The sequence below is a fragment of the Frankia sp. CgKIO3 genome (assembly GCF_977946435.1).
Map to the genome: position 1 here is coordinate 1 of NZ_CDWTMO010000052.1, position 22,499 is coordinate 22,499.

At 70.6% G+C, this 22,499-nt stretch carries 20 protein-coding genes, 1 tRNA gene and 2 pseudogenes; 10 read left to right on the top strand and 13 right to left on the bottom strand.

All coding sequences use genetic code 11. The annotated features are described in order from the left end of the window. Positions 1-201: 201 nt before the first annotated feature. Positions 202-282 carry a putative leader peptide gene (locus AC08OJ_RS08380; RefSeq protein WP_347272474.1) on the bottom strand — a complete coding sequence of 27 codons (81 nt, stop codon included), beginning with the start codon at positions 280-282 and terminating at the stop codon, positions 202-204. A gap of 207 nt (positions 283-489) precedes the next feature. On the opposite strand from AC08OJ_RS08380, the gene AC08OJ_RS08385 reads away from it, so the two are divergent. Both AC08OJ_RS08385 and AC08OJ_RS08390 read left to right on the top strand, forming a co-directional pair. Continuing rightward, positions 490-1,380: a sulfotransferase gene (locus AC08OJ_RS08385; RefSeq protein ID WP_476595441.1), complete on the top strand. Its 891-nt coding sequence runs from the start codon at positions 490-492 to the stop codon at positions 1,378-1,380. Between the two features lie 43 nt (positions 1,381-1,423). After that, on the top strand, positions 1,424-1,765 hold the full coding sequence (locus tag AC08OJ_RS08390; RefSeq protein WP_476595442.1) for a DUF2530 domain-containing protein: 342 nt from the start codon (positions 1,424-1,426) through the stop codon (positions 1,763-1,765). Positions 1,766-1,793: 28 nt separating this feature from the next. On the opposite strand, the gene AC08OJ_RS08395 is transcribed toward AC08OJ_RS08390, so the two are convergent. Next, positions 1,794-5,327 carry a sacsin N-terminal ATP-binding-like domain-containing protein gene (locus tag AC08OJ_RS08395; RefSeq protein ID WP_476595443.1) on the bottom strand — a complete coding sequence of 1,178 codons (3,534 nt, stop codon included), beginning with the start codon at positions 5,325-5,327 and terminating at the stop codon, positions 1,794-1,796. A gap of 178 nt (positions 5,328-5,505) precedes the next feature. Here AC08OJ_RS08395 and AC08OJ_RS08400 point away from each other — a divergent pair, with 178 nt between their 5' ends. From AC08OJ_RS08400 to purM, 3 genes are all read left to right on the top strand, one after another. Continuing rightward, positions 5,506-6,303 carry a sterol carrier family protein gene (locus AC08OJ_RS08400; RefSeq protein ID WP_476595444.1) on the top strand — a complete coding sequence of 266 codons (798 nt, stop codon included), beginning with the start codon at positions 5,506-5,508 and terminating at the stop codon, positions 6,301-6,303. 274 nt (positions 6,304-6,577) lie between these two features. Further along, entirely contained in the window at positions 6,578-8,188 is a 1,611-nt protein-coding gene (gene purF / locus AC08OJ_RS08405; RefSeq protein WP_476592454.1) for an amidophosphoribosyltransferase, read from the top strand. Next, the gene (purM, locus tag AC08OJ_RS08410) at positions 8,185-9,294 is read left to right on the top strand and encodes a phosphoribosylformylglycinamidine cyclo-ligase (protein WP_476595445.1); all 1,110 of its coding nucleotides are present in this window, start codon (positions 8,185-8,187) and stop codon (positions 9,292-9,294) included. Before purF ends, purM begins: the two co-directional genes overlap by 4 nt. Before the next feature lie 254 nt (positions 9,295-9,548). Here the strand turns inward: purM and AC08OJ_RS08415 are convergent, their stop codons facing one another. Beyond that, entirely contained in the window at positions 9,549-9,755 is a 207-nt protein-coding gene (locus AC08OJ_RS08415) for a DUF3073 domain-containing protein (RefSeq protein ID WP_011434572.1), read from the bottom strand. Between the two features lie 330 nt (positions 9,756-10,085). Continuing rightward, the gene (locus AC08OJ_RS08420) at positions 10,086-11,156 is read right to left on the bottom strand and encodes a Glu/Leu/Phe/Val family dehydrogenase (protein ID WP_476595446.1); all 1,071 of its coding nucleotides are present in this window, start codon (positions 11,154-11,156) and stop codon (positions 10,086-10,088) included. 249 nt (positions 11,157-11,405) lie between these two features. Between AC08OJ_RS08420 and AC08OJ_RS08425 the strand changes: the two genes are divergently transcribed. The 4 genes and pseudogenes from AC08OJ_RS08425 to AC08OJ_RS08440 all read left to right on the top strand — a co-directional run bounded on the left by AC08OJ_RS08425 (position 11,406) and on the right by AC08OJ_RS08440 (position 14,200). Beyond that, on the top strand, positions 11,406-12,236 hold the full coding sequence (locus AC08OJ_RS08425) for a DUF8083 family protein (protein WP_462186996.1): 831 nt from the start codon (positions 11,406-11,408) through the stop codon (positions 12,234-12,236). A 152-nt stretch (positions 12,237-12,388) separates the two neighbouring features. After that, positions 12,389-12,595 carry a developmental transcriptional regulator BldC gene (gene bldC, locus AC08OJ_RS08430; protein WP_006540950.1) on the top strand — a complete coding sequence of 69 codons (207 nt, stop codon included), beginning with the start codon at positions 12,389-12,391 and terminating at the stop codon, positions 12,593-12,595. A 544-nt stretch (positions 12,596-13,139) separates the two neighbouring features. Beyond that, positions 13,140-13,921, top strand: a pseudogene (locus AC08OJ_RS08435) (hypothetical protein). A 206-nt stretch (positions 13,922-14,127) separates the two neighbouring features. Then, positions 14,128-14,200 (top strand) — tRNA-Glu (locus AC08OJ_RS08440). A gap of 447 nt (positions 14,201-14,647) precedes the next feature. Here the strand turns inward: AC08OJ_RS08440 and AC08OJ_RS08445 are convergent. From AC08OJ_RS08445 to vapB, 4 genes are all read right to left on the bottom strand, one after another. After that, on the bottom strand, positions 14,648-15,106 hold the full coding sequence (locus AC08OJ_RS08445; protein ID WP_476595447.1) for a PIN domain-containing protein: 459 nt from the start codon (positions 15,104-15,106) through the stop codon (positions 14,648-14,650). Beyond that, a complete protein-coding gene (locus AC08OJ_RS08450) occupies positions 15,096-15,365 on the bottom strand; it encodes a type II toxin-antitoxin system Phd/YefM family antitoxin (protein WP_476592458.1) in 270 nt (89 codons plus the stop codon). Before AC08OJ_RS08450 ends, AC08OJ_RS08445 begins: the two co-directional genes overlap by 11 nt. A 502-nt stretch (positions 15,366-15,867) precedes the next feature. Then, positions 15,868-16,293 carry a PIN domain-containing protein gene (locus AC08OJ_RS08455; RefSeq protein ID WP_476592459.1) on the bottom strand — a complete coding sequence of 142 codons (426 nt, stop codon included), beginning with the start codon at positions 16,291-16,293 and terminating at the stop codon, positions 15,868-15,870. Beyond that, positions 16,290-16,511 carry a type II toxin-antitoxin system VapB family antitoxin gene (gene vapB, locus AC08OJ_RS08460; protein ID WP_462186980.1) on the bottom strand — a complete coding sequence of 74 codons (222 nt, stop codon included), beginning with the start codon at positions 16,509-16,511 and terminating at the stop codon, positions 16,290-16,292. Before vapB ends, AC08OJ_RS08455 begins: the two co-directional genes overlap by 4 nt. Before the next feature lie 1,191 nt (positions 16,512-17,702). Between vapB and AC08OJ_RS08465 the strand changes: the two genes are divergently transcribed. After that, complete coding sequence (locus AC08OJ_RS08465; RefSeq protein ID WP_476595448.1) at positions 17,703-18,461, top strand: glycosyltransferase family 2 protein; 759 nt, start codon at positions 17,703-17,705, stop codon at positions 18,459-18,461. Between the two features lie 96 nt (positions 18,462-18,557). Here the strand turns inward: AC08OJ_RS08465 and AC08OJ_RS08470 are convergent, their stop codons facing one another. From AC08OJ_RS08470 to AC08OJ_RS08490, 5 genes and pseudogenes are all read right to left on the bottom strand, one after another. Continuing rightward, the gene (locus AC08OJ_RS08470; RefSeq protein WP_476595449.1) at positions 18,558-20,096 is read right to left on the bottom strand and encodes a hypothetical protein; all 1,539 of its coding nucleotides are present in this window, start codon (positions 20,094-20,096) and stop codon (positions 18,558-18,560) included. Positions 20,097-20,321: 225 nt separating this feature from the next. Further along, a pseudogene (locus tag AC08OJ_RS08475) lies at positions 20,322-21,280 on the bottom strand (intradiol ring-cleavage dioxygenase). Positions 21,281-21,452: 172 nt separating this feature from the next. Next, a complete protein-coding gene (locus AC08OJ_RS08480) occupies positions 21,453-21,839 on the bottom strand; it encodes a DUF7715 family protein (protein WP_476592463.1) in 387 nt (128 codons plus the stop codon). A gap of 213 nt (positions 21,840-22,052) precedes the next feature. Continuing rightward, complete coding sequence (locus AC08OJ_RS08485; protein WP_476592464.1) at positions 22,053-22,202, bottom strand: hypothetical protein; 150 nt, start codon at positions 22,200-22,202, stop codon at positions 22,053-22,055. A 92-nt stretch (positions 22,203-22,294) separates the two neighbouring features. Further along, a partial coding sequence (locus AC08OJ_RS08490) for a vitamin B12 dependent-methionine synthase activation domain-containing protein (protein WP_476595450.1) occupies positions 22,295-22,499 on the bottom strand: 205 nt, incomplete at its 5' end.

Below are 22,499 nucleotides of genomic sequence, written 5' to 3' on the forward strand. Positions count from 1 at the left end.
GGGCGGGGCCGATGCTGTTCGGGGGAGGTCGGCATATGCAGCTACCAGCGATGACGCTGCCCGGTGGGGCTTTCCTGGCGATACTCGCCGGTTCACGCGAGACGAGGCAACGTCGGTCGACAGGCGGTGGTGTGTCCTAGTAAAGCGTCCGGATCGGCTGACGCTTCGTGAAGCGCCGTGCGGGAGACAGGCGGCTGCCCGTCAGGCCGCCGGACAGGCGGCCGAGGCAACGCGGAGCAGATCAATGTGGCCCCGGGTGACCAGGATCAGCCGCTTCAACACAAGAGCAACGGAAGCACACTGCTTTGGCGGTCGCCAAGCATTGAAAAGTATGACTTATCTCACTTCTTGGTCTTTCGGTTGGATCTGTGGTGCATGGCGCAGGCCGTGGAGGTCCCGGGATGTCAATCTTCCCGATGGAAAATCGTGAATATACTCACGGGCCTGTTCCAGGAACCGCGGCCGGGGACGTCGGGAACAGGAGATGCCGTGGCTCTGCCTGATTTCTTCGTGATCGGTGCTCCCGACGCGGGTACGGAGGTCTTGCACGAGGAACTCGGCCGCCATCGATCCATCTTCATGTCCGAGATCCCGCAACCGGGGTACTTCCTGGCCGGGCGCATGCCGGAAAGCGGGCTCGATGTCACCACGGCCGGCCGGGCCGGCGTCGTCTGTTCCGCTTGGGACGAGGCCGGCAGGAGTGCCGGCCTTCCGGGCTGTGTGGCTTGCGCCGGGCCGGGCGAGCGATCACTTGTCCGTCGGCGATCCGACTACGAGGCGCTGTTCGACGCGGCTCCGGCGGGCGCGGTGCGCGGCGAGAGCACCCCGTATTATCTCGCCGACTTTACGGCGTTGCGGCATATTCACGAACTGCTTCCCTACGCGAAGCTCATCGTCGTTCTTCGCGATCCGGTGGAGCGGGCCTACGCGAACTGGGTCCGGATGCGGCTGGCCGGTCTTGAGGACCTCGACGATTTCGGACGTGCCGTGGCTGCCGAGGCCGCCCGGACGGCCGCGGGCTGGCCCTGGCCGTGGCGCTACCTGGCTCTGGGCAGGTACGGTACGCAGCTGCAGCGGCTGTTCACGCTGTTCCCCCGCGAGCAGGTACTCCTGACGGCGCACCGCGATCTGATCGGGGATCCCGCCGCCGTCATCCGACGAGCCCACGGTTTGCTGGGGGTCGAGCGCCGAGGCCGACCCGGACTACCCGGGACGTCCGTGCCGGCGCTCCCGTCCGTGCTGGCTTTCCCGGCCCCCCGGCTGGATCCGGCGATCGGGGCCCGGCTGCGGGACGGGTTCCGCTCCGACATCGCCCTGCTGAGCGACGTGACGAGACGCCGGTTCGACGAGTGGCTCGTCGAACCGGTGGACGACTCCTGACCAGCACCTTGGCCCGCGAGCCAAGAGGGTAGCGTCGACCGGGATGAGCGTGTCAGCAAGCAGCGATTCCACGGGTGGTGCGCACGCCCCCGAGGTCCCGCCCGTCCCGGGGGACGGCGAGCCCGCCGCCGCGACAACCCGCCCGCCCACGCCCGAACCGTTGCCCTACGACGGGGTCGCCTCCGTCGCGGTGGGAACCGTGCTGTGGGCCATTGCCGCGCTGGTCCTGGCGTTCTTCCTCGACGACCTGCGGGACGACGGCCGGCTCTGGTGGTTCGCGACGGCGATCTGCGGCTTCGTCCTCGGGCTCGCCGGCCTGTGGATCGTGATCCGCCGCCGCAACCGGCTGCGGGCGCGGGGAACCCCCGACCACACGGATCGATAGTCCAGCGACCGGAACCCACCGGCGCGGCTCAGGTCTCGTCGAGGTCGTCCTCCGCGGCTCGGAAGGCGGTACCGTCAGGGTCGCGCAGCGCCGCGGCCAGCGCATGCCGCCGGTCCCACTGCCCGCCGCGCCAGGCCAGGGCCCGCGCGAGCGCGTCCGAGCCGGCCTCGGCATCCACGTGGATCTCGCCGCCGATCCCGCCGAGTACCCGCCAGGGCACCCGGGTCGGCCGGCCGGCGAGATCCTCGACCAGCAGCGGGTCGTGAACCCGGTACGGTGTGCCGTCCGGTGCCTGCCGGGCCTCGCCGGGGCCCGCCGAGACGATCTCGCAGGTGCCCGCCTCGGCGGCGAGGCGCACGCCGAGGACGTGGGCCACCTCGGCCGCCCGGTCCAGCGGGAGACGCAGCCCGAAGCGGTCCGCGCCGAGCAGCCCCAGCATGTCCGGTGCGTCCACCACCACGACGTCGGCGCAGGCCCGGACGCCGTCCGGGGTGCGGACGGTCAGCGGCGGGTCGAACCGCCCGTCGTGGGCGGAACCGTCCGGCGCCGTCAGGACCCGGGCCACCGCGTCGACCGCGGCGATGTACAGCGTGCGAGCCGCGGGCCACGGTACGTCCCGGTCGGCGTCGCCCAGCCGGTCGAGCAGGTCCATCACCGCGCCCAGGTCGCCGAGGACGTCCTCCAGCGTCAGCCGGCAGCCGAGGTGGCGCAGGAACTCGTCGTCGACCCCCGGGAGCGGTGCCGCCGGCGCGAACAGCCCGGTGAGCAGGGGGTCCGCGTCGGGTAGGACGAGCTCGCCCGGAGGCAGAACCCTGCCGTCCCGGTGCGCCAGGTGTTCCGCGGAGTGGGGCGCCCGGCCGTCGCCACCGACGGGCAGCACCGCGTGTCGCGCCAGCCACCAGCGCGTATAGGACGGCTCGGGGGCGAACACGACGTCCCGCAACGGTGATCGGGCGAGCTCGGCGAGCGCCTCGGGCCAGGCGGCCCGGTCGACGAGTTCGAGGTCGCGTACCGCCGCGAACACCCCGATCATGGCGGGTGCCGGTGGCCCGCCGGGAGGCGGACGACGCAGGTTCGCCGAGCCGCCCGGCGCACCGTGGTCGTCCGCCGTGACGTCGTCAACCCAGGTATCGCTGTCGTCGAGGTCGAGCAGGATCTGCTCGTCGGGATCCAACGGCAGGTCGTGGGCGTGCAACACCCCGAAGGTATGCAGCACACCGACCTTCGCCAGCACCTCGGCGGGCCAGGCCCGCGCGACCTCGGCGCTCAGGGTGCCGAAGGGTGCGTCCTCGGCGAGCACCCGATCCAGGGGGCCTCCCTGGATCAGCAGCTCGCCGGCCGGGGTGAAGCCACCGTCGCCGTCCGGCAGCAGCAGCTCGTCGAGCCAGCTCAGGTCGGCCGTGGACTCCTCGCTCGCGTCCCGGGCCAGCGCCAGCACCGCGTTCGCCAGGGCAATGAGATCATCGGGATCGTCCTCCGGATCGGCGTCCAGGACCGCCTCGCGTACCGCCGCATCCCGTAGGACACCCGCCGGAGTGCCCTCAAGCGCGCCGAGGGTGCGCAGGGCATCCCGCGCCGCGTCCTGGGCGCAGGCGTCGGGATGTACGACCCGCAGCGGCAGCCCCGATCGGGCCAGCGCGACGATGTCGAGGTCGGCGGTGGGCAGCAGGGTCCCACGCGGACCGGTGACCATCCGCGTCCGCAAGGCGCTGGACCCGGCTGCGCCGCTCGGCTCGGTGCCCTCCCAGGGCGCGGGAACCTCCGCGACCGGTACTGGAAGCGCGCCGAGCGCGTCCCGGTCCGGCGCCCCGACCAGGAGCGGATAGAGACGTCCCCACCAGTGTGGCGGGCGGGACACCCCGGAGAGCAGCTCGACCAGGGCGGCGCTGTCCACCCGTCGAACGCCCAGGGTGGAGAGTGCGGTACGCCACCGGCGGGCAGCATAGGCCGCCGGGAGCAGGCCGGGAACCTTCGCCGCGACGGTGTCGTCACCATCCGGACCCGCCCCGTCCGTGCCGGCGATCTCGGCCGGGTCGGTCCCGGTCCAGGCCTCGGCCAGGTCGGCCCCGGTCCAGGAGGAGCGCAGCAGCTCGGTGACCGCATCGGTCGCGGGGCCGAGATCGCAGACGGAACAGTCCCGGCCACGCAGACCGCCGGGCAGTAGCGCCGCGTCCGGGAGAAGTCGGGTCAGCGCGTCCCGTAGCCTGCCGTCGATCTCGCCCACCGGCAGCCCCGTCGGCACGAGGGCCAGCGCGGCCAGCGGGTCGCCAGGCGTCTCGTCTGGATCTCTGCCGGCATCTGGATCCCTGCCGGCGCCCAGGTATTCGGCCAGCGCCACGGTGGCTGCGCTCAGCTGATCGGTGAGCCAGTCCTGTAACGGACCCGATACCGTGTGTCGACGCGAGGGATCCAGTGGCAGCTCGACGCTCGCCAGGATCGGCAGCGAGATCGGTTCGTCCGTCGGCTGAGGTGCCCGCACGACCCGGGCGACGCCCTCGGGCCATCCGCCGTCGCGGACCATGACCCGGGCGGTGAAGCGGTTCCGGCCGCGCTCCTCTACCGGGCGGTCGGCCAGCAGGCTGGCCGGGATCATGCCGCTACGGGCGATGCCGCGCCAGCGCTCGCCGTCGAGATCGCCGTCGAGCTCGGCGATCTCCACACGCGTCGACGTCGCGCTCGACGCGGGCTGGGATGAGCCGCCCCCGCGGATCCATCGACAGGTGATCGTTCGAACGGTCCCGTTGACGTCGACCACGATCTCGCTGGGACCGCCGAGGACGAGCGGCAGGGTCGGATCGAGCCCGGCCAGCAGATCCCGGGCCGCCGTGGCCGCCGCGACGTCCCGCAGCGGGAGGCGGACCACGGTGTCGTACCCGTCCGGCGGTGCAGGCGGCGCGGGAAGATCGAACGGTAGCCGGAGGATGGGTACCGCCCCGTCGCGCCGGGCCAGTTCTTCGGGCAGGCCCGGCGCCGGCGCCGTGGTGCCGGCGCCGCCGCCCACCCCCGCGGCCGTCACGGCCTCGATCACCCTGCTCTTCGACCAGGTGACTCCGGACGCCCCCGCGCCCGGGCAGGACCGGGAGACGATCGAGGGATCGTCGCTCACCGCGAGTACCGCGGCGAATCCGGCGCCGAACCGCCCTACCGACGTGGTGTCCCGTTTCGCCGAGGCACGCAGGGTCGACAGCGCCTCCACCCCCGCCGGGCTCAGCGGTGCCCCCGTGTTGGCGATCTCTAACAGGCCGCCGGGACCGGCGCCGGTCTTCGAAACATCAGGAGCATCCGGGGCAGCTAGAACGTCCGGTGCATCCGACTCCGAAGCGGAGGTGCGCAGCCGCAGGTACACCCGGGCCGGGACGCCGGCCTCACGCGCGGCGTCGACCGCGTTCTGCACAAGTTCGACGACGAGGCGGTCGCGGTAGGCACCGAGAGCCGCGTCCTCCTCGGCATTGGCGTCTTCCCGGAAGCGGGCCGGGGAGGCGGCCCAGGCGTCAAGAACCCGCTGCCGGATCGCGGCGGTTCCGTACTCGTCGGCGGGAGCGCGCGGGATCGTCACTGGCACCCGTCCATACTCGTCTTCCCGCCCGGCAGGGCGGGGGGTCGGGTCCGGCACACCGGCGCGCACGGACGGCCGGATACGACCGCGTACCGGTTTGTACCTGGTGGTACCTGGTGGTACCTGGTGGTACCTGGCAGGATGGGATACCCGGCCGGGACGCGGTGCCGGGCAGGATGGAGGGATGCCACCCCGCGGACGCCGCCAGGATCCCCTGGCGACCGGTACCGAGCTGGCCGCGACGTTGGCGGACCAGTGGCAGCGGATCGTCGATGCGGTGAGTGTCCTGCCCGACGGGACTCTCGGGGCGCCGAGTCCGCTGCCCGGCTGGATGGTCGGCGACCTCGTCCTGCACGTCTCCCGCTCCGCGACCGCGCTCACCGAGGCCCTGGCATCCCGGCGCACGACGGATCTCGTCACGGCGAGGGATCTCGTCACCGCGAGCGGCTACCTGACGGGCGCCGGAACCCGGGCGGAGGCCGTCGCGGACACCGCCCGCTCGCTGGCGGCAAACCGTGGGCCGGCCGAGATCAGAGGCCGGCTGGCCGGCGAGGTGTCGGCCGCGGTGGCCGCCATGGCCGCGGCGACTCAGGAAGCGGTGGTCCCGACGCCGGCCGGCCCGATGCGACTGGCGGAGTTCCTGCGCACCCGAGCGGTCGAGGCGGTGGTGCACGGCCTCGAGCTAGGCGTCACGCCGGCCCGGGGGGCGCTCAAGGCGGCGACGAAGGTGTTCGCGGAGATGTTCGCCGAGCGGGCACCCGGACGCTCGGTGGAACTGCGGGTGCCGCCGTTCACGGCCGTGCAGATCGTCGAGGGTCCACGCCATACCCGGGGCACACCGCCGAACGTCGTCGAGGCCGAACCTGTCGCCTTCGTCCTGCTGTGCGCGGGCCGCCTGCCGTGGGCCGAGGCGGTGGCCGACGGCCGGGTCGCGGCCAGCGGCGAGCGCGCCGACCTCAGTTCCTACCTGCCCCTCCTGTAGGTAGTTCCTACCTGCCCCTCCTGTAGGTGCGGGTTGGCTGGGCCGGATGATCTACCAGGGACGATCTGGTCCGTCCGGGGCATGCGCGCACAACGGCCGATGCGCGTCCTCACTGCTAGCGTGGTGGGAGGTAGCTGCCGGGGCGAGGCGGTGGTCGGAGTGGTCGGCGCGTCTCGGCACGTCGGCGGACGAGCCCGGCACCTCTATAGTCCCGCATGGTCCCGCGCGAGATCGTCCGCATTCTTCGGTATCCCTGACCTGTCGAGGAGTCCTGGTGCCAGACGTCGCACCCCGCTTCGGCGCCATCCCCGGATGGGAATCCGACCTCTCCGACGAGCCGGGGCCGCGTGACGCCTGTGGTGTGTTCGGGGTGTGGGCGCCCGGCGAGGACGTGGCGAACCTGGCCTACTACGGCCTGTACGCGCTGCAGCACCGCGGTCAGGAGGCCGCCGGCATCGCGGTCGGGGACGGCCGGACCGTGGTGGTCTTCAAGGAACTGGGGCTCGTCGCTCAGGTCTTCGACGAGGTCACCCTGTCCAGCCTGAGCGGCCATGTGGCGGTCGGCCACACCCGGTACTCGACGACGGGCTCTTCTACCTGGGAGAATGCCCAGCCGTCGTACCGCACCGCCCGCTTCGGCGGCCCCATCGCGCTCGGGCACAACGGCAACCTCACCAACATCGTCGAGCTCGCGCGGACGCTCGGCGCGGAGCGGGACCGTCTACGGGCGACCACCGACTCGGACCTCATCACCGCCATGCTCGCCGACCATCCCGGCCCGACCCTCGTCGACGCGGCGATGGACGTGCTGCCCCGCCTGACCGGGGCCTTCTCGCTGGTCTTCTCGGACGCCTCGACGCTGTATGCCGCCCGGGACGCGCACGGGATCCACCCGCTCGTGCTCGGCCGGCTCGACGGCCATCCCGACGGCGCGTGGATCGTCGCCAGCGAGACGGCTGCCCTCGACATCGTCGGCGCCACTCTCGTGCGGGAGATCGTTCCCGGTGAGCTGGTCGTTATCGACGCCGAGGGGATGCGTTCTCGCACGTTCGCCCGGCCCGATCCGCACGGCTGCCTGTTCGAGTACGTCTATCTCGCCCGCCCGGACACGTCGATCGCCGGACGCTCCGTGCACGCCACCCGGGTCGACGTCGGCCGGCAGTTGGCCCGCGAGGCGCCGGTGGAGGCCGACCTGGTCATCCCCGTGCCGCAGTCCGGGGTACCCGCCGCGGTCGGCTACGCGGAGGAGTCGGGCATCCCGTTCGGCGAGGGCCTGGTCAAGAACTCCTATGTCGGGCGCACCTTCATCCAGCCCTCGCAGACGATCCGGCAGCGCGGGATCCGGCTCAAGCTGAACCCCCTGCGGGACGTGATCGAGGGGCGTCGCCTCGTCGTGGTGGACGACTCGATCGTCCGCGGCAACACGCAGCGCGCGCTGGTGCGCATGCTGCGGGAGGCCGGCGCGGCCGAGGTCCACATCCGGATCTCCTCGCCGCCGGTACGGTGGCCCTGCTTCTACGGCATCGACTTCGCGACCCGCGCCGAGCTGATCGCCAGTGAGGCGGGCATCGAGGAGATCAGAACCTCTCTCGGGGCCGACTCGCTGGCCTACGTCTCGTTGGAGGGCCTCATCGAGGCCTCCCGCCAACCGGCCGGCACGCTCTGCCGGGCCTGCTTCGACGGCGTGTACCCGGTTCCGCTGAACGATTCTGACAAGCTGGGCAAGCATCGGCTGGAGGCGACGGGCGGCGCGGAGACCACCGAGGACATGATCGCCGAGGCGCTGCGGCACGGCGTGACGCTGGGCATGAACGGTGCTGATCCCTCCCCGGCCAACCACGACGCCGAGCCCGAGCCCCAGCCGGCTGGGGTGAGGCCCGCATGAGCGGTGGATTGAACTCGTATCGGGCGGCCGGGGTCGACGTGGCTGCGGGCGAGCGTGCCGTCGAGCTGATGCGTGGTCACGTCGCGCGCGCCACCCGGCCCGAGGTCGTCGGTTCGCTCGGCGGATTCGCCGGCCTGTTCGCGCTGGACACGGCGCGGTACCGCCGGCCGCTGCTCGCCTCGTCGACCGATGGTGTGGGTACCAAGATTGCCGTTGCCCGGGCCCTGGACACGCACGGCACCGTGGGTATTGATCTGGTCGCCATGGTCGTCGACGACCTCGTGGTGTGCGGCGCGGAGCCGCTGTTCCTGCTCGACTACATCGCGTGCGGCTCCCTGGTCCCCGCGCGCGTGGCCGAGATCGTCTCCGGCATCGCAACCGGCTGCGAGCAGGCGGGGGCGGCGCTGGTCGGCGGGGAGACCGCCGAGCACCCCGGGCTCATGGGTAGCGACGACTACGACCTGGCCGCGACGGGGGTCGGGGTCGTGGAGGCCGACGACGTGCTCGGGCCGGAGCGAGTCCGGCCCGGGGACGTGGTGGTCGCGATGGCATCATCCGGCATCCACTCCAACGGTTTCTCGCTCGTACGGCATATCTTGTTCGGTCCCGTCGATTCTGGCCAGCCAGGTGGGATTCCCGAGACCGCGCGGGAGGATCTGGAGTCATACGTCCCGTCCCTGGGGGGCACGCTGAGCGCGTCCCTGCTGGTTCCGACCCGCATCTATGCCCGGGACTGCCTGGCGCTGGCCGCGGCTGTCGAGGTGCACGCCTTCGCCCACATCACCGGCGGCGGTCTCGCGGCGAACCTCGCCCGGGTCATCCCGCCGGGCCTGCTGGCCACGGTGGACCGGGCGTCGTGGTCAGTGCCCCCGATCTTCAGTCTGCTCGCCGAGCGCGGCGGGGTGACCCAGGCGGACATGGAAGCCACCTTCAACCAGGGAGTCGGCATGGTGGCGGTCCTGCCGGCCACCGCGGTCGCCGACGCTCTCGCGCGGCTCGCCGCGCGGGACGTGCCGGCCTGGGTGGTAGGGGAGGTCGGCGCGGCGGGCGCTCCGGAGCCAGCCCGCGCGGCCAGGGCTCGGCTCGTCGGCCGGCATCCACGCTGAGGCGGCCCCTCCGGGGGCAGCACGCCCGGGCAGGGCACACCCCCCTAGGCAGGGCAACCCCCCGGGCAGGTTGGGCAACCTGTCCGGGCAGCCTGGGCTGATCAGGAGTGAACTGGCGAAGAAGCATGCAGCGCAGCCAGGATCACGGCAGCACGTTATGGCGGTGGGAGCCCGGGCCTGAGCCCGGACGACCACCATCGGCGACGACCACCGCGGTGAGCCTGCCGCGATGAGCGACTACCGAAGCGACGCTGTCAGCGGGAGGAACGTCGATCGTCCTCGTCGTCTGCGTAGGCGTCGTATCCGTAGTCGTCATCTACGTACGAGTCGTCGTTGTTGTTCTCGCGCGTCGAGCCCGCGCCCAGATCCGCCTTCAATCGGTCGAGATCCATAGTGGGCGAGTTGTACTTGAGCTCGCGGGCGACTTTCGTCTGCTTGGCCTTAGCTCGGCCGCGCCCCATGGCTCGACCCCCTCGAACATGACGACGGGGACCCGCCCCGGTGCTCTCACTGTCTCGTGCTTCCCGAGACTACAGGGACCGGAGGCTTCTCGGCACGCCAACCCGACAGTTGCCTGTCCCCGGACAAGGTGCCCGCGATCGGAAACGGTGTATGAACCCGCTTGTCCGGTGGGTTCGATCGGGGATATCTGCTCGTCCCCGCCGTCGGCGGCCCGTTTGACGGGGCCTAGATGTGATCATCGTCACCTGTCCCCGTTGACGTTCAGGCCTCCGCCGGGCGGGTGATCGTTCCTGGTGGCGGGGGTGTGCCTCGCCCCACCCCGGTCGGCATCAGGGCAGCAGGATCCCCCGCAGGCGTCCCACGTCGGTCATGCGGCGTTCGGCGAGCCGCTCCGCGGCCTCGGTCGGGGTCACCCCCTCGGCTTCGGCGAGGCGGAACACCTCCGAGGTGGTGTCGAAGATCTGCGCGGCCCTGGCCCGGGCCCGCTCCGGCGAGTAGCCCTCGATCTCGTCCGCGACCTGGATCAGGCCGCCGGCGTTGACCACGAAGTCGGGGGCGTACAGGACTCCGGCGTCGGCGAGCTGCCGCCCGGCCTCGGGCTGCGCGAGCTGGTTGTTGGCGCCGCCGCAGACAACGCCGGCTCGCAGCCGGCGGACGGTCTCCACGCTCAGCGCTCCGCCCAGCGCGCAGGGGGCATACACGTCGACGTCGAGGTCGAGCAGGTCGTCCGGGTCCGGCACGGTCTCGGCCGCCGGGAACTCCACCCGCAGCCGGGCCAGGGCCACCGGGTCCACGTCGCCCGCGACCACCGAGGCGCCGCTGTCGAGGAGATGCCCGACGAGCCGCCGCCCGACCTTGCCGACTCCCGAGACCGCGACGCGGCGCCCCGCCAGGCTCGGTGTTCCCCACCGGTGCCGGGCGGCGGCGCGCATGCCCTCGAAGACTCCGTAGGCGGTCAGCACGCCGGAGTCGCCCGAACCGCCGTGCGCCGGTGACCGTCCGGTCACCCACCGGGTTTCCCGGGCGATGATGTCCATGTCCGCCACGTAGGTACCGACGTCGCAAGCGGTGATGTACCGGCCGCCCAGTAAGGCGACATGGCGGCCGAAGGCGCGCAGCAGCGGCTCCGACTTCGCGACGGCCGGATCACCGATGATGACGGCCTTGCCGCCGCCGAGGTCCAGCCCGGCGCAGGCGGCCTTGTAGGCCATCGCCCGGGACAGGGTGAGGGCGTCCGCCAACGCGACCTCCTCGTCGGCGTAGGGGTGGAAGCGGGTACCGCCCAGCGACGGCCCCAGCGCCGTCGAGTAGACGGCGATGATCGCGTGAAGACCCGAGGGACGGTCCGAGCACAACAGCACCTGCTCATGGTCACAAATGGCGCTGAACAGGGACGACATGGCGCACCTCTCTCCTCGGGGCCTCCTGGGGCCTCCGTGGGGCACGCGGCCCCCACCGCCCTGATCCCGCGCCGCGGGCCGAACCACCCGCGCCGCGCCCAGGGCCCGCAGATCGTGTCCTGGCGAACCCTACGGCGCCGGTAGGCCGGACGGCTTGTGTGCGGACGTGCCAGGATCGAGGCATGCCAGGATCCAGGGCATCCGCGTGGGTGTCGTCGGTCGGATCGCGCGCGGTACGTGGGTCCTGAGGTGCCCGTCGTCTCCCCCGCGGCGTATCTGCGGGTGTACGAACCGCTCGCTGCCTTTCCCGCGGCCGAACGTGGCCGCTGGCAGCGTTACGCCGCCGCGGGGCCGCCGTCGCGCCGGGCCGGTTCCCGCCGGGAGCGGGTCCTGGCGCTGGTCGCGACCGTCCGTCCCACCCTTGACGTCGCCGACGAGTCGGCCTTCGTCCAGTGGATCGACGGTCTGATGTTCGTCTGTCCGTGGTCGACCCAGCTGCGGGTGTGGCAGGCGGCGCTCGAGTTCCGCGGCCTGATGCCCGACCGCGTCGCGGAGGCGTTCCTGCCACGGCGGATCATCGAGCCGGCCGAGGTCGAGCTGGACCGGTGGAAGGCCCGCCGCCCCGCGCTCAAGGTCCACGTGCAGACCTGTACCTGGATGGTGCCACCGCCGTGGTTCCTGCTCTTCGACCCGGCCGAACGGTCCCTGGTCACGGGGGACACCGCCGAGCGGTCCATGATCTACCGCACCACGATGAGCCTCGCCAGACGGCGGGCGGGCCGGGCGGTGGAGGCGGTGGAGGCGCTGCGGGCGAGCTCTCCGGACGCCCCGGGAGTCGAGGGCGTCGGCGAGCTGGCCCGTTGGCTGGGGTCCTTCCATCCACAGAGCAGGGTCGAACTGGACTACGACGGGCTAGTTGACCTGCTGGACGATGACATGCTTCGGCGCGACAACTCTGTAGAGGACATCGTCGAGGCTGTCAGTGCGTTACGCCGTGGGCGAACAGACCTAGCGGTCGAAGCCTACGAACGAGTCCTGATGAGGTGGAGGCCCCTGCAGGCACGGGAATCCGCGAGCTGATCAGCGCATTCTGTTAACTGAGAGTTGCCGCCCGCTTCGGACGAGCTGTGACTAGTCAGTAGATGGTCCTGACGTGCCATGTCCGAAATGCCCCCGAAGGATGCACGATCTGTATGGGACGGAGCGACGCTCTGTGACGGGAGGCCAACGCAATGACGACACGAACGCCAGACGCTGAGCCGCTGCTGACGCCCGCCGAGGTTGCCACGATGTTTCGGGTGGACCCGAAGACCGTGACCCGGTGGGCGAAGGCCGGAAAGCTGACGTCGATTCGGACCCTGGGCGGTCACCGCCGGTACCGAGAGGCGGAGGTGCGTGCCCTGCTGAAGGGAGTTCCGAGCATCGGAAGTGACATCTAGGTTCGCGCCAACCTGGCGCGTTGCACGAGCCCCCTCCTCTCCTCGGGTGCGGGCCGCACGGCTGACAGTGCGAGGGTGTCGGTCGTGAGTCCCGCGGAATAGGGCCGAAGGTCTCGAGAGCGGTTGATCGTCCCGTATCGGACGACAGCCGGAGGCTGCAGTATCACCATCGGGCCGCTGATGGAGGGGTAGATAGATCCAGGCGTCGGGTCGTCCGGCATGTGGGTGAGCCCATGCGTCGGGGTCCTGTCCCGCCGACGTCCCGCGTCAAGGACCACCTCCGCACCGGGAGGGCGCTGGGTGGACCTGCTGGGGAACCGGCGGACGGCTGTTACGGCTGTCCGCCGGTCTCGTCGCGCTGGGCCGAGGCACTGGACGGACAGCCGAGGCGCTGGACAGCCGAGAGGCTGGACAGAGATCGCTGGACAGAGATCCGAGCTGCCCGGAGGTTGATCATCGTCGGACCGCCGCCTGGCGCCGTAACCCGCCCGGCACCGTGACGTCGGGCGGCGCCGATGACCAGGGCTGGGGGCGGAAGTCGGCTGTGCCCGGTTTCCGGCCCAGTACCAGCGCCTTCCGGTTCACGAACAGCTTCGCTCCGCAACCGTTGCTGGCCGTTTCGGCGCCATGGTCGACTCGGCGGCTGGGCCTCGGCGACGCCAGCCGGGGCCTGTGCGGCGGGATGATCTACGCTGTGCGTGATCTGTTCGAGGCCGGAATCGGGCCGCCGCCTGACGTCGTGGCGCCGGCCGTCGGGTCCCCGCTGTACGCGTACCTCGTCCGCCGCCTGCTGGAGAGCTTCAACATCCCGCGGGGGTGGCCCGCTACTACCGGCTCATGCAGGGTGCCGACGCCGACGCCAACCGGGGGATCCGGGTCCGGCCGGGGGCCGCGCGGACGAGCCTGGCGGACGAGTGGCCACGGATCCGGCTCGATCTGGACGAGGGGTTGCTGTCCCCGATCGGGATCATCACGGTGCGGTCCTCCGATCCGCGGCTGCTCGGCCTGAACCATCAGGTGCTCGCTTACGCCTATGTCCAGGCCGGAACGTCGATCACGCTCCGTGTCTATGATCCGAACACTCCCGGGGACCGGGCCGACGAGGTCACGCTGAGTTTCGATCTCGCCGAGGTCCATGATCGCGGCGATCCCGCCGGGCCGGCGCGGATCGAGCACTCGATCGCGATCGGGGGGCGGCCGGTCCGAGCCTTCTTCCGTTCCCGCTACCGATGGGTCGACCCGCGCCGCGCCATCGCGCCCGCGGCCGGCCGCCCCGCGGGGCAGGAGGCGCCGCCGGGCCGTTCACGCCTGGAGAAGGGTCGGTGACGCGGCAGCCGGGTGGCCGGGCAGTCGTCGGGCAGCCGGGTGGTCGGCTGGCCGGCCAGGGGAGCGTTCCCACGGGGATGCCGAGCGGTCGGGATGGCCCGGGAAGGGTTTGTCGTCCGACCGGGCCATCCCCTATGCTTGCGGTGTTTCAGACGATCGACGTCGCGGCTGGGCGGATGCGCAGCCTCGCTGAGGGTCGTCGCCGCGCCCCCATCGTCTAGCGGCCCAGGACGTCGCCCTTTCAAGGCGGTAGCACGGGTTCGAATCCCGTTGGGGGCACGGATAGTAGTTAATAGGTTATTTTGTGCAACCAGCCGAGGTGCCTCCGAGCGGCAGCGATGACAGCAAATTGATCGACTGCTTCTTCAAGTTATCAATCATGCCGTCCGTAATGTCAGATTATGTGACATTCATTCCTGATGTACCGCGGTGCAAGGCCCTCGCCGCCTTGGTTGCACGGGGGAGACCTCGGCGATGATCCCCGTTGAGCCAGCGGCCGGATGCAAGTGTGTCATCTGGGCCAGGCCCCGGAGGAACTTCAGTGGCGACTGTTCGAGATCACCCAGCTCACCGTGCGTCTCCATTCGGACAGTGACCGCGTCACCCTTCACATCAAACTGCCCAGCGACTACCAGCGCCCACCGCCGAAGGGGCAACGGCCAGCCGGCCGGTGAGATCCACCCGGATGTGGCCTGTCCGGGCCCACCCGACGACAGTCCTGAGCGCTTACCGGTCGCCGGGGGTCTTGGAGCGGGTGACGGGGACGACGGTGAGGAGATCGTCCAGCCCTGTGAAGTCGTCGGGGTTGGTGGTGTACAGCGGTAGGTCCTCGGCGATCGCGATAGCGGCGATCATCAGGTCGGCCACGCGCCGTCGGGGCTTGCGGCAGGCGCTGATCACGGCAACGCAGACCCGGCCATAGATACGGGCGGCTTCCGCGTCGAACGGGATCGCGTCGAACTCGTTCTCCGCGCGCTGCAGCACATCCAGCCGCCGGGCCCGTTCGGCGTGCTCGTCGTACTCGTTCTGCTCCTCGTGCCGGCGCACCTCGTGCGGGCCCGCGGACAGCTCCGCCAGCGTGACGGCGGTGATCGCCATTTCGGCGGGCAGCTCCTCGGGATCCACCCATCTGCGCAGGATCATGATGTTCGTGTCGAGCAGCCCCTGCGCGTGGTCACCGGCCATACGGGTCGTCCGCTTCCTGCTCTGCCGTGGCGTCCTGGTCGGCGCGGAAGGCGTCCAGGGAGATGCCGGGGGCGCTGCGGGACATCGCCGCGAACTCGCTGCGGGACACAAACCGCCTGCGGCGCCGCAAGGGGACCAGTTCGCCGATCTGGTGTCCGTCACGAGTGACCGTGAACGCCTGGCCGCTCTGGACCGCGTCCATGATCTCCTTGGACCTGCTGCGCAGGTCACGCTGGGTGATCTCAGGCTGTGCACTCATACACGTATGATATCCGAGCGGTGCCACGCGGTGCCACGCGGTGCCACGCGGTGCCACGCGGTGCCACGCGGTGCCACGCGGTGCCACGCGGTGCCACGCGGTGCCACGCGGTGCCACGCGGTGCCACGCGGTGCCACGCGGTGCCACGCGGTGCCACCTCGTGGGATGCGGCAGTGGAAGGACTCCGGGATGTCGGTAATCGACCTCACTGCCGGCCGGGAGCCCCGTTCGCACGCGCATCCGTTCCGATGCCGTGGGGATACGGCCGGCACGGCGTCACCGGGCCGTTCTCAATGGCCCTTGACACCTGCACTATTCTGTGTTAGTTCCCGTTGGGGGCACACTTCGATCAGCAGCCTGAAGCGCTTGCCTACCAGGCGTTTCAGCCTCGATGTCCCCCTGGGGCCGTCCGGCTCGCGCCGGTGAACTCCGGTCGGCTGTGCCGAAGTGACGCCGAAGTTCGGCGGCGGCTACCCGTGGGTGGGCGGGCTCCTCCTGGCCGCTACGACAGGCGGAGTCGCTCGGTGGGCTGCCCGGTGACCACGGCGATCAACTCGAAGTCCTTGTCGACATGCAGCACCACAAGCCCGGCCAGCTCGGCCGTCGCAGCAATGATCAGATCGGGGACGGACGGCGCGCGATGGTGCCCGAGGCCGGCGAGCAGCCCTTGAACCTCCACTGCCCTGGACTCGATCCGAGGCGTCACGTTCTCGACGGGCATCGCCGAGGCCGGCGGCCGGCGTAACCTGACACGAAGATCGTTGACGGATCTCGCGGAAAAGCCGACCTCCAGAATCGTGACCGTCGTGATACGGACCAGACCTCGCTGGATACGGGACAGCCACAGGTCGGCATCGGGACTCTCGCTCAGCCGGACGAGGGCGGACTTGTCGACAAGCCAACGCTGCGTCTCGGCCGTGGTGGTCACGTCCAGGCCTGCCGCATGACCTCGGGGTCGCTGAGATCACGAAACGCGGCGCTGAACCAGCGCAAGTCGTCCAGGGTCACCGGGGCTATCGAGCGCGCCGCGTCCTGGGCGAGTTGCCGGCGAAGGTACTCGTTGCGAGACAGGCCGAGCCTGGCGGCATGAGCCTCGACGGCGGCCAGCACGTCATCGGGTACGTCACGAATGAGCACGTCGGACATCGACCGCACCTCCAAGGGCTGAACCTGCAGGCGATATCCAATGCTATCAGGACCCGACTGCCCGTACCTGACCGCGTCGCCGCGTCGCCGCGTCATGCCCGGCAGGGCCGAGCCCGGATGGCTTGGCTTCGGACCTGGAAGCACGGTCGACTGTCGATCTGGCCCGTGGTCAAGCCGATCATCGGGAGCGGGCCCCTCGGCCCGGGCGTCGAGGTGCTTCGCCAGTTCCGGGACCTGGGAGCCAGTTCCGGGACCTGGGGAGGTGGAGAGGGGCGCGACGGCGCGCGTGGGGCTCAGGGCCTGCTGGTTCTGTCCGGTGGGGCGCCAGGGTCGGGCTGGTGTCGGCCGGTGATGATCCAGGTGCCGGCGATGATGAGGGACGCGAAGAGCAGGAGTCCCGCGCCGAGGATGGTGAGCAGGAGGGCCCGGTCGCGGAAGGTAAGGGTCCCGGTGAGGGTGATCTGGAGTGAGCCGACGGCGAAGGCGATGGCGGCGGTGAAGACGGTGACGAGTTCGACGGCGCGGATGGCGGAGGTCTGGAGGGTCCGGCGGAGGTCGCGGTTGGCGGTGTCCTGGTCGCGCCAGCGGGTTTGCTGGCTGGTGGTCCATTCCGCGAGCTCCAGCCCTTTCTGGATGATGTCGCGTTCGCGTAGGTACTGCTCCTGGAGGAGTTGGTGGCTGATCCGGGTGCCGATCGCGGGTAGCAGGCGCAGCGCGGTGTCGATGGTGGCCAGCGCCTCGGTGTAGTCGCCGCACCTGCGTTGACCGCACGCGAGGCGGAACCGGAAAAGATGATCGTCGGGGAACTCCGCGACGGCGTCGGTGGCGCGCTGGCGTAGCTGTTCGCCCTGGCCGGGGAACGGTGGGGCGGCTCCCAGGGCGTTGAGGCAGACGTCGACGACGGCACGGGACCGGGGGACGGCGCTCCAGGCCGTGTCGAGGAGTTCGAGCGCGTGGCTGGTAGGGGTCGGTGACGAAGTCCGCCGACGGGACCCGGAAGGGGGGTTCGATGTTCGCGTCGATCAGCTCGGCGGCGACGTCCTCGCAGACCCGGTCCAACTCGCGGGAGTCGGCTGAGGCTGCCTGACCGAGCCGCGCATTGATCGATGCGACGTCCATGTGCCCCCTCCGTCGGATCTTCTCCGGATATGTACCACACGGATGCGGGGCGGATCGGTACATACTGCAAACATGCGGGTCGATGTGGTCACCGCGGTACACGCCGAGTACGCGGGCTACCTGCCCGCGGCGTGGGATTCGCTGCACCGGCAGAGCCATCCCCACTGGACGTGGCGGGTTCAGGTCGACGGGTTGCCCGACGAGGTCCTCGACGCGCTGACCGCCTGCGGAGCGGCGGGCGATGGCCGGGTCCGGATCGCCGCGCACGGCACCCAGGAAGGCCCAGAGGTCGCCCGCAACATCGCCCTCGGCGCGTGCACCGCGCCGCTGGTCCAGAACCTCGACGCCGACGACGAGCTCGAACCCGACGCGCTCGCCGACCTCAGTGGCGCGCTCGCCGCCCATCCCGCGGCCGGCTACGCGGTCGGCCATGCCCGCGACCTGCACGCTGACGGCACCCTGCGCACCGCGCCGCTGGCAGTGCCCGCCGGGCCGCTGGCCCGCGGTGCGCTGGCCGTCGCGTGGGCGTCCGCCTTACCCGACCGCACCCTGCCACCCGTGCATCCGGCCGGGGTGATGTGGCGCCGAAACCTGCTCCTCGTCGTCGGGGGATGGGCGGCGCTGCGCGGTGTCGAGGACACCGCGACCCTCATCGCCGGCTCCGCACTCGCCACCGGAATACTGCTCGACATCCCCACATTGCGCTACCGACGCCACGACGCACAGCGTTCCCGCCAGAACGGCAATTTTTCGGGGGGGGGGGGTCAATATTTGCTCATCTGGCAGCGCGCCGCCCTACTCGCCGGCGGACCCCCCTGGGAAGAGCGATAACCAGCAGGGTCGTGCGGGATGATCGGCTGAATAGCATTCGCGGTCCAGTACAAAGGGGCCGGGTCTACCAGAGCTCGGTTTACCAGAATTCGGTGTTTACCAGAGTTCGGTGAGTGCGGCGAACAGCTGAAGCTGGTGCTGTAGCCAGCCGAGGGTGCGGAAGTTGCCGCCGAGGCTGGCGGGCGGGTTGCTGACCAGGGTGTCCCGACGTAGGAGATCAGCAAAGTCGATGGTGGCGCCTACGGCTCCGGGCACGTTCGCGCGGGCCAGGATCGCGAGCATTTCGCTGGCCATGATGCCGTAGCCGATGCTGGTGGGGTGGACGCCGTCGAGCGCGATAAGACCTCCCTGGGTGCGGCCCCGGGCGTCGGAGAGGAAGAACCGGGTGTCGGGCCGGGGGTGCAGCTCGCGGAGCGCCTGGGGTAACGGATAGGGGCCGTACCGGTTCCACCAACTCGGCCGGGTGGTCGGGTCGTCGAGATAGCGGCGGTAGGCGAGCCGGTCCAGCAGGGCGCACAGGTCGAAGACCCGCCAGTCGTCACCGGCCTGCCGGTGCGCCCTGACGTGCTCGATGATGACTTGGTTGTACATGTCGATGGCGCTGTCGATCTGCCGGCACTGCGTCCCGGTCAGGCAGGGGTCGGCAGTGTCGAACTGGTCGTCGCTGATCCAGGCGTAGGTGTAGCGGGCGAAGTATCGCGAGCCTTCCGGCTTGTAGCCGACCCCGCGGGCGAGCGGTGCGACGGTGACGTGGGGGACGGTGACCAGCACGACATGCCGGGCTCCCACCTTTTCGATTTCGGTGACGAGCTGGTTGTACTCCTGCTGGAAGTGGGCGGGGCGCCATACCGTGTAGGTGTTCTTCCCGTTCAGGTCGGCGAAGTCGTCTCCGCTCCAGACCAGCCGCAGCCCCAGAACGCTGGACAGCGCGTTGTTAGCCCCGAGGGCGACCACGAGCGTGCCGACGCCCTCGGCACCGAGTTGCTGCGCCGCCGTCAGCTGGGTGGTACCCGGGTCGCTGGGGCCGGCCAGGGCGCGCAGGGCAGCGATCGGCCCGTCGTTCTGGACCAGGAGTCTGCGCGGATTCCAGGACCGGCGGGCGGGGTGCTCGGCCAGCTGTTCCTGGCACCAGCCGACGTTCTTCGAGAGTGCGTCGCGGACATCCCAGCCGTAGATCGCGAGATTGTGGTTGAATTCCGCCTGCTCGACGGGGAGCCGGCCCGGGCCGAAGTCCCAGTAGCGTTGCACCCCCCGCGCCTGGGTGTACAGCGTGACTATCAGGCGTAGCGCGTGCGCCGGTAGCGGCCGGCCCTTGGTAATGGTGTCCGCGTGGCGCAGCAACTCCTCCATGTTGAGGGGGAGGCCGGCGCAGCCATCCGGCCCGGGATAGACCGGATAGCGAAACGGCGTCACCCCCATCGCCTCGGCCAGTAGAGCCGGCCACGACCGGTCGGTGTTGCGGACCGCCAGATTCTGGAAGCCATGGGTGAGCGAATCACCGATCGTCACGAGCGGATGGGCGACATCCACGTCGGACTCGACGGTGAACTCAATGCCGAGGTCGTCCCGAACGGGCTCCGGAGCCTCCGCGCTGATCACCAACTCGTCCGGCGCTGGCACCTCCGGCACGGACATCGCGGCTCTCCTTCCCCCAACCCACGATTTCCCCCAACCCGCGATGTGTGAGTCGCCCCGAGGTCGAGAGCGCCATTGTGCACCCACGCACCTGTCCAGTCCCCCGAGTCCCCGGAGACCCGAGCCCCGGGGACCTGCTCGACCACCGGGATCGTCGAGTTCGACTCCGTGAACCGGAGGGGGTTGGCCGTGACGACGGGGTGTCCTCCCGAGGCGTCGTGTGGGTCAGCTCGGCGCACCCGGTGGCCGCCCGCCGGGAGCACCGGCGGGCTGGCCGCTGGACGGGGTGGTCGTGGTGTCGACGCCGACGGCGAGGGAGACCGTGTAGCCGCTGGTGACGTTGCTGGTCACGGTGGCGAGCTGGCGGGCGCCGTCGTCGTCCCCGAAGACGTTGTCGCTGTCGAGACTGACCTGCGACAGGTTCGCGATCGACGCCTCGTAGCCCTGCTGCGCGTAGACCTGGTCGCAGACGTTCTTCGGCAGGGCGACCTGGGACGTGGCGATCGCTTTGGTGGCGTCGGTGATGCTGGCCTGGTCGGGGTAGACCTCGAAGTGGATGTGTGGCCAGCGTCCGCTGTAGCAGGCCGGGAAGATGCTGGTGAAGCGCACCTTCCCGGCCTTGTCGGCGATCTGGACGCCGCGCAGGTAGTTCTGGTCGGTGATGCCGTTGGTTGTACATCGAGTAGCGGCCTTCGCGGTCACAGTGCCACACGTAGACGGCCACTCCCGAGAAGGGGACGCCGCCGGCGAGGTCGGTGATGGTCATCTCCAGCGTCATGGGGACGCCTTCGGCGGTGCCGGTGGCTCCCCCGAAGCTGGACCGGATGTCGCTGCGGACCACGCCGCTCTGCTCGAGCACGTCCGGCCCGTTGGAACCGTCGCCCGGGTAGGGGCCAGCCGTCTCCTGGGGGATCTCCCCGGATGCCCCGCTGGTCGAGGCGGATGATGACGTGCTGGGCGACGCGGTGGAGCCGGACGATCCCGAGGCTTCGGCCCCGCCTGTCCCGCAGGCTGTCAGGCCCGCCGTCGCGGCACCGAGGCCGAGAAAGGTCAGCATCCCGTCGCCGGCTCAGCAGCGTGCCGAGGTCGAAGCCCAGTCCCTGGTCGACGGCCTCCTCCTCGGGCCGGGGCAGGGGACGCCCCTCGTACGTCGGCCTCCGGCCGTCCCGCTGGTAATCCGCCATGCGCTCTCCTTGAAATCGACTGATCCTGTGCCTTCACCATGGCGGGACAGTCTTTGCCCGCACTGTGCGCCCGCTGTGCCGCGGCTGTGCGTACCAGGTCCCCATCACGGCGGCGGGAAGACCGGCCAGCACGGGCCGGGCCGTATGACGGTACCGGTGGGGCTGAGGCTGGCTACGGGATGGTCCATTCGCGCACGGTGACGATGTCCAGCCTGCGTTCCACGACGCCGCCTGCCGGCCAGCCGTCGACGAGCCGGGTCAGCTCGTCGGCCAGCGATTCGGAGCCGACGGCGTGCCACCTCTGCGCGGCGAGGCCCGCCCGTAGCGCCTCGGCGTAGAAGCTCCGGCTCATCTCGGCGATGTCGCGAACCATCGCCGTCGTCGTCACGAGGTGCGAGGACAGTCCCGTGAACGACCGCCTACAGCCACATCCGCCGTCGGGGTCCGCCCGGTCGATCGCGCAGATCAGGCCGATCCACACCAGTTCCCCCTCGGCACAGTGGTTGAAGTCGTTGTCGCGTTGGCCCTGGGTGGCCGCGGTCGCGGTCAGGATCTTCATGTCGGCTCCTCGGGGCAGGGAGGTATCAGCAGGAACGGGCACGAGACCGGTCACTGCTGTTCGTCGCGGCGACCCGCGCCCCCGACGACCTGGCGATCTTCTGGCACGGCCGGCCAAGCCCGTTCCTGGCCGCCGCTTGGACGCGGCGTCGCGCCGTTGGGTCGAGCTTGCGCAACTGACGAAGCGCATGCGGGGCGATGCCGACCGGGTACCTCAGGCCAGCCCGAGGTCGGCCTTGACGGCCGCGACCCGCCGGCCACGGCGGGCGAGGCAGGCCGGCGTGTGGTCGGCGCGAACCTGGTCGATGATCGCCGTGAGCCGCTCTCGGACTTCCGGCACGTTCAGTTTAGGCGACACGGTCATGCACTCAACGTACACGCAGGGTATCTTCCTGTATGTGGACATCTCCGCCGGTCTGACCGATCTGGCCCGGGTAGGTCGGCCGGCCGGGGCGTCTACTCGGGATCGTAGGCGAGGTTGGGGCGCAGCCAGCGCTCGACGTCGGAGATCTTCAGGCCCCGCCGTCGGGCGTAGTCCTCGACCTGGTCCCGGCCAATGCGCCCGACGGTGAAGTACCGCGACGACGGATGGGCGAAGATGAGCCCGCTGACGGCGGCCGCGGGGGTCATCGCGAAGGACTCGGTCAGGCCCATCCCCACC

Excerpts from the sequence above, each read along its gene's own strand:
- AC08OJ_RS08420 (WP_476595446.1), bottom strand. The coding sequence starts at position 11,156 with ATGTCGTCCCTGTTCAGCGCCATTTGTGACCATGAGCAGGTGCTGTTG.
- AC08OJ_RS08450 (WP_476592458.1), bottom strand. The coding sequence starts at position 15,365 with ATGAGTGCACAGCCTGAGATCACCCAGCGTGACCTGCGCAGCAGGTCC.
- purM (WP_476595445.1), top strand. The coding sequence starts at position 8,185 with ATGAGCGGTGGATTGAACTCGTATCGGGCGGCCGGGGTCGACGTGGCT.
- AC08OJ_RS08465 (WP_476595448.1), top strand. The coding sequence starts at position 17,703 with ATGCGGGTCGATGTGGTCACCGCGGTACACGCCGAGTACGCGGGCTAC.
- AC08OJ_RS08485 (WP_476592464.1), bottom strand. The coding sequence starts at position 22,202 with ATGACCGTGTCGCCTAAACTGAACGTGCCGGAAGTCCGAGAGCGGCTC.
- vapB (WP_462186980.1), bottom strand. The coding sequence starts at position 16,511 with ATGTCCGACGTGCTCATTCGTGACGTACCCGATGACGTGCTGGCCGCC.
- AC08OJ_RS08400 (WP_476595444.1), top strand. The coding sequence starts at position 5,506 with ATGCCACCCCGCGGACGCCGCCAGGATCCCCTGGCGACCGGTACCGAG.
- AC08OJ_RS08470 (WP_476595449.1), bottom strand. The coding sequence starts at position 20,096 with ATGTCCGTGCCGGAGGTGCCAGCGCCGGACGAGTTGGTGATCAGCGCG.
- AC08OJ_RS08480 (WP_476592463.1), bottom strand. The coding sequence starts at position 21,839 with ATGAAGATCCTGACCGCGACCGCGGCCACCCAGGGCCAACGCGACAAC.
- AC08OJ_RS08445 (WP_476595447.1), bottom strand. The coding sequence starts at position 15,106 with ATGGCCGGTGACCACGCGCAGGGGCTGCTCGACACGAACATCATGATC.
- AC08OJ_RS08390 (WP_476595442.1), top strand. The coding sequence starts at position 1,424 with ATGAGCGTGTCAGCAAGCAGCGATTCCACGGGTGGTGCGCACGCCCCC.
- bldC (WP_006540950.1), top strand. The coding sequence starts at position 12,389 with ATGACGACACGAACGCCAGACGCTGAGCCGCTGCTGACGCCCGCCGAG.
- AC08OJ_RS08415 (WP_011434572.1), bottom strand. The coding sequence starts at position 9,755 with ATGGGGCGCGGCCGAGCTAAGGCCAAGCAGACGAAAGTCGCCCGCGAG.